6 protein-coding genes and 1 pseudogene are annotated in these 9032 nt (G+C 62.3%); 1 reads left to right on the forward strand and 6 read right to left on the reverse strand.

Annotation, left to right across the window (positions count from 1 at the left end; genetic code table 11):
- From Q0349_RS07390 to lgt, 6 genes and pseudogenes are all read right to left on the reverse strand, one after another.
- Nucleotides 1-252 (reverse strand): annotated as a pseudogene (locus Q0349_RS07390) (efflux transporter periplasmic adaptor subunit); the annotation flags it as partial.
- A gap of 3 nt (nucleotides 253-255) precedes the next feature.
- Entirely contained in the window at nucleotides 256-2616 is a 2361-nt protein-coding gene (locus Q0349_RS07395; protein WP_298080229.1) for an ABC transporter permease, read from the reverse strand.
- A 1-nt stretch (nucleotide 2617) separates the two neighbouring features.
- Nucleotides 2618-3340, reverse strand: a complete 723-nt coding sequence (locus Q0349_RS07400) for an ABC transporter ATP-binding protein (RefSeq protein ID WP_298080230.1) — start codon at nucleotides 3338-3340, stop codon at nucleotides 2618-2620.
- Between the two features lie 865 nt (nucleotides 3341-4205).
- Nucleotides 4206-6650, reverse strand: a complete 2445-nt coding sequence (gene mrcB, locus Q0349_RS07405; RefSeq protein ID WP_298080231.1) for a penicillin-binding protein 1B — start codon at nucleotides 6648-6650, stop codon at nucleotides 4206-4208.
- A 19-nt stretch (nucleotides 6651-6669) separates the two neighbouring features.
- On the reverse strand, nucleotides 6670-7446 hold the full coding sequence (locus Q0349_RS07410; RefSeq protein WP_298080232.1) for a thymidylate synthase: 777 nt from the start codon (nucleotides 7444-7446) through the stop codon (nucleotides 6670-6672).
- A complete protein-coding gene (lgt, locus tag Q0349_RS07415) occupies nucleotides 7430-8215 on the reverse strand; it encodes a prolipoprotein diacylglyceryl transferase (RefSeq protein WP_298080233.1) in 786 nt (261 codons plus the stop codon). Before lgt ends, Q0349_RS07410 begins: the two co-directional genes overlap by 17 nt.
- A 193-nt stretch (nucleotides 8216-8408) precedes the next feature.
- Between lgt and Q0349_RS07420 the strand changes: the two genes are divergently transcribed.
- A complete protein-coding gene (locus Q0349_RS07420; RefSeq protein WP_298080234.1) occupies nucleotides 8409-8756 on the forward strand; it encodes a cupin domain-containing protein in 348 nt (115 codons plus the stop codon).
- The last annotated feature ends 276 nt before the right edge of the window (nucleotides 8757-9032 follow it).

Raw genomic sequence — 9032 nt, forward strand, 5'->3', positions numbered from 1 at the left:
TTCGGCCAGGGTTTGTCCGGCGCGCACGCTGTCGCCCGCTTGCAGAGTGATGCGGCGCAGGGTGCCGCTGACGGGCGCGTGGATGTGGTAGCGGTTTTTCAGGCGGGTGCGGCCTTCTTCGCTGTAGGTTTGTTGGAGGTCGTGCGGGCTGGCGGTGGCGCTGGCGATGAGGGTTTGTTCTTCGCGCAGGGCGAGGTAGGCCAGGTAGGCGACGGCGGCAGCGAGGGCGAGCCAGGTGAGGGTTTTGCGCATGGGTTACTCCCTTGTTTTCAGGACTTCGATGAGGTCAAGGCGGCGCAGTTGGCGCGCGATGACGAGGGCGGAGAGGGCGGCGCTCGCGAGCGTGGTCAGGGTGGCGATGGCGTAGGCGGCGGGGTCGATGATGGCGGGCACCCGGTAGAGGTCGTTTTGCAGTCCCTGGGCGAGGCCGTAGATGAGGCTGTAGCCGCAGGCGATGCCGAGCGGCAGCGAGGCGAGGACGAGGATGTGCATTTCGCCGAGGAGGATGTAGCGCACTTCGCCGTGGCTGAAGCCGAGGACGCGCAGGCTGGCGAGTTCGCGGCTGCGTTCGGAGAGTGCCATGCGCATGGTGTTGTAGACGACGCCGATGTTGACGATCATCCCCATGAAGACGGCGATGATGCTGAGGGTGCCGCCAACGCGGGCAATCATGTCGTGGAAGGCGGTGATGGCGCCACGGCGGGTGCTGGCGGCCATGACGCGCGGGCGGTCGTTGAGTTCGCGCTGGATGCGGTTCACGGCTTCGGTGTCGGCGGTGAGCAGGGCGCCGTTGATGCGTTCGTCGCCGAGGAGGCGGTTCAGGGTGGGCAGGGTCATGTAGGCGCTGTTGCCGGAGAGGGTGTACACGGTTTGCACGACCGGCACTTGCACGGTTTTGCCGCGACCGTCGAGGATTTCCACCCAGACGCGGTCGCCGACGCGCACGCCGAGCCAGTCGGCAAAGTAGTCGCCGAGGATGATGCCGCCGGTTTGCAGGGGCTGCGGGCGCAGGTCGGCGCGCATGAGGTGGCGCATCTGGCTGTGTTCGCCGATGCCTTCGAGGATGAGGCGTTTCTGCCGGTTGTCGTGGGCAACACGCACCGCCACGCTGCGCTGGCCTTCGGCGGCACGCACGCCGCGCATCGCCGCGAGTTCGTAGAGGGCGCGCGGCGGCGCGTCTTCGATGAAGCTGACGCTGATGTCGTGCTGCTGCGCGAGATAGTTTTCCACGCCGTTCATGTAGTTGAATGAGCCGCGCTGGAAGTAGCCGACGACGACAATGCCGCCCGCCGCCGCCAGGGCGATGATGGCAAACAGCGCCTTGCCGGGGCGACGCTCCAGTTGGCGCCAAATCATCCGCGTCGGCTGGCTGAAATGGCGGGCGATGCCGAGGCGCTCCAGCAGGGTACGGCGGAAGCGGTCAGGCGCGGGCGGGCACATCGCCTGGGCGACGGGTTCGCGCGCGGCGATATAGACGGCGCGTCCGCTGCCGAGGAGCGCGGCGAGCAGGCTGACCACCGCCCCCACCGCGACGGTTTGCGGGTCGAGGCGGAATTGCAGATAGGGGAAGTGGAAGTTGATTTGATAAAGCGCGGCGAGGCGCTGTCCCAGCCACACGCCCGCCGCCGTGCCAAGGACGATGCCGACGAAGCAAATCAGGCTGACGATGAGGCCGTAATGCGCCGCCACCTGCGCCGTGCGGTAGCCAAAGGCCTTGAGAATGGCGACCTGGTCGCGCTGCATGCTGATCAGGCGCTTGAACACCATATTGAGGAGGAAGGCGGCGACGGCGAGGAAAATGGCCGGGAACATCCAGGTCAGGGTCGCCAGTTGGCGGAAATCTTCGTGCAGCATACGGTGCGACACCTGCTCCATGCGGTCGGTCGCGCCGGTCGTGCCATAGCGGGCGAGGAGGCGGTCGATAGAGGCGATGACCGTCTGCGCGTCCGCACCGGGGGCAAGGCGGAACGTCGCCTCGTTGAACGCGCCCTTCATGTTGAGCGCGGCGGCAAGCGCCCGCTCCGGCAGCCACAGCACCGTGTAGCGCAAATCATCCGGGAACATCGCGCCGGGGCTGATGAGATACAAATGCTCGGCGGAAGTCGCCGTGCCGACGATGGTAAAGCGCTGCTGCCGCCCGTAAATAATCGCTTGCAGCGTATCGCCCGCTTGCAGACCGTGCGCCTTGGCAAACGCCGTGCCGATTAACACCTCGCGCGTCGTCCCCGGCGCGGGCAGACGGCCGCTTTGCAACAGCAGGCGGTTCTGCCGCGGCACGCCATCGTCCGGCAACGACTGCACCAGCGCCTCCGTCGGCTCGGCAAAACCCGCCAACGACAACTTCGCGCCCGTTACCAGCCGCGCCTCCACCTCGGCGACCCCGGGAATCTCGGCCAGCCGCGCCAACATCGTCTGCGGCACGCGCTTCGCCTGTACCCAGACCTCGGAAAAGCGCGTCTCGCGATAAAACGCATCGCGCGTATCGCGCAGCGACAACAGCGTCGCCTGCGCCATCACCAGCATGGCGATGCCGGAGGCAATCACCAGGGCAATCGCCAGCGCCTGGCCGCGCATCCGCCACAAATCACGCAAGGCTTTACGGTGCAGGGCCTTCATCTCACCACTCCAGCTCGCTGGCCGCGAGCGGACGCTCATTCACCGCCTCGCGCACGATTTGCCCGTCCTGCATCCACAACACCCGCTGCGCCATCTTCGCAATATCGGCGTTGTGGGTAATGATGACCGTGGTCGTCCCCATCTCGCGGTTGACGGTGGCGAGCGCTTCCAGCACCCGCACCCCGGTCGCCGAATCCAGCGCGCCGGTCGGCTCATCGCAGAGCATCACCACCGGCCGCTTGGCAATGGCGCGGGCAATCGCCACCCGCTGCTGCTCGCCGCCCGAAAGCTGCGCCGGAAAATGATCCAGCCGCCCCCCCAGCCCGACCAGCGCCAGCGCCTCGGCAGGCGGTAGCGGATGGGGCGCGATTTCCGTAACAATCGCCACATTCTCGCGCGCCGTCAGACTCGGAATCAGATTATAAAATTGGAAAACAAAGCCGACATGCTCGCGGCGAAAGCGGGTCAGGCGGGCGTCGTCGGCGTGGCTCAAGTCTTCGCCGTGATACCAGACCTCGCCCGAAGACGGCGTATCCAGCCCGCCAAGAATATTGAGCAGCGTTGATTTGCCGCTGCCAGACGGGCCAAGCATCACCACGAACTCGCCCTGAAACAGCTCCAGATCAATGCCGCGCAACGCCCGCACTTCGACATCGCCCATGCGGTACACCTTGGTCAGCCCGCGTGCGCGGAAAATCACCTCGGCCGTCTTGCTTTCGGACATTGTGTACTCCTTCACAAAAACCGTAACGGCATTATAGCCGTTCACCGAAAGTTTCAGAATCTGTTCAAAATTTTGGGGAATCGCATTTTTCCGTGTGCTTGTGCAGGGAGCTAAAAACCGGGAAAACAGCCAATATGCCCCCCTCTCTCTCGCTACGCGAGCAATCCTTGTCCCTGTGGGACTGGGACAGCTCGCGCAGCGGCAAGCATTGTTTGCGAAGCAAGAGAGAGGGGCTTATCCGCCGAATGGCAAACAACGCCCAAACCCGCCATAGACGGCGCTCGGCATGGTTGTGCGGCGGTGGGGCAAGCCCCACCCTACGCACGCTGAGACAGCTCGCGCAGCGACAAGCATTGTTTGCGAAGCAAGAGAGAGGGTTAAGGGCTGTTTACAATTTAGATCTCCCTCTCCCGCAGGGCGAAACCCGCAGCGGGCGGGTTCCGTGCGTAGGGTGTGTGGCGGCGTAGCCGACACGCACGCGGGAATTTGACATCGGCAAACGCGTGCGTGCCTGCGGCACACACCCTACAAACTAATGATGTAGCTCACAAAATCGTCGCGACGCAACCGCATTGGGCGTGTTTACGGCTGAATGGTAAACAGGCCTTAACCAAACCTGCTAATGAAATCATTATGTTATGGCCAATTGTAAACAGCGCCTAGGGTGGTGTGAGCGGTGTTCTTTGTAAATTGAGGTTTGTTTTTCATGTTTGCTGCCCTCCCCCAGCCCTTTCTCTCGCTTCGCGAGCAAAGATTTGTCGCACTTCGCGCGAGCTGCTCCAGTCCCCCACGGGGAAGGGATTCAAATGGCAAACAGCCCGGGTGCGTCCATGAAAAACGCCGGTTTCCCGGCGTTTTGTGTGGGTCAGTTGCCCGGTCCCCAGCCGGAGACGGGTTGGCCGGTGCTGCCGCCGCCCTGTCCCCAGCCGCTGACGGGCTGGCCGCTGCTGCGGCCGCCACCGCCGCCTGAGGGTTGTTCCCATTGCAGGCCGCCGCTGTTGTCAAAGACGCCGGTACCGCCGCCGCCTTCGTCGTCGTCATCGCGCGCGGCCGGTTTGGGCGCGGCGCAGCTTTGGTAGTAGGTCGGCTCGGAGCCGGCTATGAAGGCGTATTCGGCAGCACGACCGGCGCAGCCTTGTCCGGCGAGGGCGCCGCTGTATTTGTCCACCATGCGGGTGACGATGCCGTCGGGTTTTTTCAGCTCGAGCGGTTCGTTCGGCAGGTTTTTCATGATGTCCATCCAGACGCGCATCGCGCCGGTGCCACCGGTGAGTTTGGTGATTTTGTTCTGGTCGTTGCCAACCCAGACGACGGAGAGCAGGTTGCCGGAGAAGCCCGCAAACCAGCTGTCGCGGTAGCTGTCGGTGGTGCCGGTTTTGGCGGCGATGTTGAGGCTGGGGCTGATTTTTTCTTTGAGCGCGGTCGCCGTCCCCCGGCGCGGGATTTCTTGCATGGTGGAGACGATGAGGTAGTGCGGCCCCGGCTCGATCGCTTTGACCGCCTTGAGGTCGAAACGGCTGATGACGGTGCCGTCCTGGGTGGTGATTTCGCGGATGGAGCGCAGCGGGATGAGGTAGCCGCCGCTGGCGAAGGTTTCGTAGATTTGCGCGACTTCAAAGGCGTTCATGCTGACTGCGCCGAGCGAGACGGCGGGGTAGTTCGGCAGGCCTGCGCGCGCGCCGAGGCGTTGCAGGGTGCCGGTGACGTCCTTGATGCCGACATCGAGGGCGAGGCGGGCGGTCGGGATGTTGTAGGAGCGGATGAGGGATTCTTGCAGGGTGACTTTGCCGTGGTTGCGTTTGTCGTAGTTTTTGGGCGACCAGGTGGTTGTGCCCTGTTTGTAGTTGAGCGGGCTGTCGTCGAGCGGGGTGGCCAGCGTGTAGATTTGCGGGTATTCGACCGCGGTGAGGTACACCATCGGTTTGACGACGGAGCCGATGTTGCGCTGCGAGGAGAGGGCGCGGTTGTAGCCCTGTTCGTTGGCGACCCTGGAGCCGACGACGGCCAGCACTTCGGCGTTGCTGGTGTTGACGACGACGGCGGCGCTTTGCAGGAAGTTGGCTTTGAGGCCGTTGCGTTTTTCCAGCGTCGGCAGCGCGCCGGAGAGGGCTTTTTGGGTTTTTTGCTGGATTTGCGGGTCGAGGGTGGTGAAGATGTTGAGGCCGTCTTTGGTGAGGTCTTCGGGTTTGTAATGTTCGCCCAGTTGTTGGTAAACGAGGTCAACAAAGGCGGGGAAGCGGACGCGGTCGCGCTGGGTTTCGACGTCCACCACGTCCAGCGGCAGGCTTTGCGCGAGTTTTTTGTCCGCTTCGCTGATGAGGCCGTTTTGTTGCATGAGATCAAGCATCATGTTGCGCCGCTCCAGTGCCTTGTCGGGGAAGCGGCGCGGGTCGGCGTTACCGGGCTCGCGCACCAGTGCAATCAGCATCGCAATTTCGTGCAGGCCGAGGTCTTTGAGGTCTTTGTTGAAGTAGTATTCGCTCGCCAGACCAAAGCCGTGGATGGCGCGCTGGCCGTCCTGGCCGAGGTAGATTTCGTTAAGGTAGCCTTCGAGGATGGTTTTTTTGTCGTTGTGGTATTCGATCACGAGCGCCATCAGCATTTCTTTGAGTTTGCGCGATACGGTCTGCTCGCTGCTCAGGTAGTGGTTTTTGATGAATTGTTGGGTGAGGGTACTCGCGCCCTGTTTGCCGGATTTCTGGATGTAGGTGACGTAGATGGAGCGGGCGAGGCCGCGCGGGTCAACGCCGGGGTGTTTCCAGAAGTTTTTGTCTTCGATGGCGATCAGGCTGTCCACCAGTACCGGCGGCACGTCTTCGAGGTTGACCAGCACCCGGTCCTGTTTGTGCGCGGGGTAGATGCTGGCGATGCGTACCGGGTCAAGGCGCTCCAGTACTTCTTCTTCGAGGGTGGTGAGGTTTTGTACGTCGGTGATTTTGTCCTTGTCGAAGCGCACCTGCATTTTCCGCGCCGGGCGGGCGCCGTCCCAGAAGGCAAAGGGCTGGGCGTAGTATTCGACGGTGTCGCCGTCGCGGTGGAACTGTTTGACGTCGTTGAGGTTGGCGGTTTCGCGGTAGTCGAGCAGGCGCAGTTCGTTGACGAGATCGTCTGCGGTCAGGGTCGCGCCACGGTAGAGTTCGAGCGGGCGGGCGTACACGCGCGCCGGGACGCTCCATAGTGCGCCGTCCAGGGTGCGGTCGTCGAGGTGGTATTCTTTTTCCAGCTTGAGCGCGTACATGAACAGCAGGACGCAGCCAAAGACGCCGATGATGATCAGGAAGTAGAAGGTGTTTCGGATGAGGCGCAGCAAGGGGTGTCTCCGGTAGGGGTTAGACGGCCACCGGCGCGGGAATGGCCGGGTGGCTTTGGTAATCGGTCAGGGTGATGTCGCTGTACTGGTAGGCGTCAATGGCGGGCGCCGGGCGCAGTTGTAGCGTGGGCAGCGGATAGGGTTCGCGCATCAATTGGGTTTCGGCCTGGGTGAGGTGGTTGTTATAGAGATGAACGTCGCCGCCCGTCCACACCAGCTCGCCCGGCTGTAAACCGGCCTGTTGCGCCATCATGTGGATGAGCAGGGCGTAGCTGGCGATGTTGAACGGCACGCCGAGGAAGACGTCCGCCGAGCGCTGGTAAAGTTGGCAGGAGAGGCGGTCGCCCGCGACGTAAAACTGAAACAGCGCGTGGCAGGGGGCGAGTGCCATCTGCGCCAGTTCGCCGACGTTCCAGGCAGACACAATCATGCGGCGCGAATCGGGCTCGTCGCGCAGGGTTTGCAGCACCTGCGCGATTTGGTCATGCCCGCCCCAGTCGCGCCATTGCTTGCCGTAGATGGGACCGAGGTCGCCGTTCTCGTCCGCCCATTCGTCCCAAATGGAAACGCCGTGTTGCTGCAACCAGCGGACGTTGGTGTCGCCGCGCAAAAACCACAGCAGTTCATAGGCGACGGATTTGAAATGCACCCGCTTGGTGGTCAGCAGCGGAAAACCACGGGCGAGGTCAAAGCGCATCTGGTAGCCGAAGACGGCGCGGGTGCCGGTGCCGGTGCGGTCGCTTTTCGGCGTGCCGTGCGCGAGGATGTGGCGCAGCAGCTCAAGATACGTCTGCACGCGGCCCCCGTCGCAGCATCAGCCAGAGACCGAGGAGAATCATCGGCAGGCTGAGCGCCTGCCCCATGGTGATTTCGCCGATGAGGAAATTGACCTGGCCGTCCGGCTGGCGCACCAGCTCCACCAGCGAGCGGAAGATGCCGTAGAGAATGAGGAACAGCCCGGAGACCTGACCGCTGCGGCGCGGTTTGGCGGAATAAAACCAGATGGCGAGAAAGAGGACGATGCCTTCCAGCCCCGCCTCATAAAGCTGCGACGGGTGGCGCGGAATGCCGTCGTGCGTACCGGGGAAGACCATGCCCCACGGCACATCGGTCGGGCGACCCCACAGCTCGCCATTGATGAAATTGCCGATGCGGCCAAAGAACAGCCCCGGCGGAATCATCGGCGCGACGTAGTCATTGACGTCCCAAAAACGCTTGCCCTTCTTGCGGCCAAACAGCCACAGCGCAAACATCACGCCGAGCAGGCCGCCGTGGAAAGACATCCCGCCTTCCCAAATCTTGAACGGATACAACAAATCCTGCGCCCAGTAGCCCATGCCATAAAACAGCACATAACCGATACGTCCGCCCAGCACCACGCCGAGCATCAAATACGTCATCAGGTCGCTGACATCCTCCTTCGACCACGCCGGATTGGATTTCGTGCGCTGCACGCCGAGCAGATAGGCGCAGCCGAAACCGATGACATACATCAGCCCGTACCAGGTCGGATGCACCGGGCCGAGTTTGAAAATATAGGGATTAAATTCGGGGAAGGTGAGCATGAAAACAGAGCCTTGATTTCTGGAAAAACCGCGCCGTGACGCCGGGGAAAAACCGCGCGATGATAGCATAAAAAGCGTGCATTGGCGGGGCGTTGCGGCATAACCAAAAGTCATAACTTGAGAAGAAATCGCATTTGCACGACAGCGGCGGGGGCGCTATAGTCAGCGCTCCATTCACAACCGGAGAAGCTCCATGAAAACCCTGCTGACAGCCGCCCTCATCGCCCTGACCCTGCCTGCTTTCGCCGCCGATGCGCCTGCGGGCAAAGTGCTCACCGACCAGGGCAAAGTCTTTAGCAACAACCACGGTGCCGTGGTGCGCAAGACGCTGAAAAACGGCGAGAAAATCGACAAGCACAACCACGAAGGCGAAGACATCGTCTTCAACGTGATGAGCGGCAAAATCACCGTTATCCTCAACGACAGCGAAAAACACGAACTGCAAGCGGGCGACACGCTGCTGTTCAACGGGAAAAACTTCATCGCTGCCGAAGCGGGCGCCGATGACACCACCGTGGTGATTACGCTGGTAAAAGAGTAAGTAGCGCTCACGCACCTATGCGAAAACCGCCCCGAAGGGCGGTTTTTTTGTGGTTGCCGGAATGTGCCACGGGGCAGTTCCAAGCGGCAGGTGTAGGGCGACAGGCTCCGCCTACGGGTTGCGCGATTAGGGCGTGTTTACAATTCGGCGGATAAGCCCCTTTCTCGCTGCGCGAGCAAATACTTGTTCCCAGAAGGACTGGAACGGCTCGCGCAGCCCGGCGGCGAGGCCAAGGCGGTTGGGGAAGGTCAATCCCATGAGTTCAACAGGCTTGTC

The sequence above is a fragment of the uncultured Cardiobacterium sp. genome (genome assembly GCF_938028185.1).
Classification (GTDB): Bacteria; Pseudomonadota; Gammaproteobacteria; order Cardiobacteriales; family Cardiobacteriaceae; genus Cardiobacterium.

Bases quoted from the DNA above. Each gene is read 5' to 3' on its own strand.
- Q0349_RS07395 (WP_298080229.1), bottom strand. From the start codon at position 2,616: ATGAAGGCCCTGCACCGTAAAGCCTTGCGTGATTTGTGGCGGATGCGC.
- Q0349_RS07400 (WP_298080230.1), bottom strand. From the start codon at position 3,340: ATGTCCGAAAGCAAGACGGCCGAGGTGATTTTCCGCGCACGCGGGCTG.
- lgt (WP_298080233.1), bottom strand. From the start codon at position 8,215: ATGCTCACCTTCCCCGAATTTAATCCCTATATTTTCAAACTCGGCCCG.
- Q0349_RS07420 (WP_298080234.1), top strand. From the start codon at position 8,409: ATGAAAACCCTGCTGACAGCCGCCCTCATCGCCCTGACCCTGCCTGCT.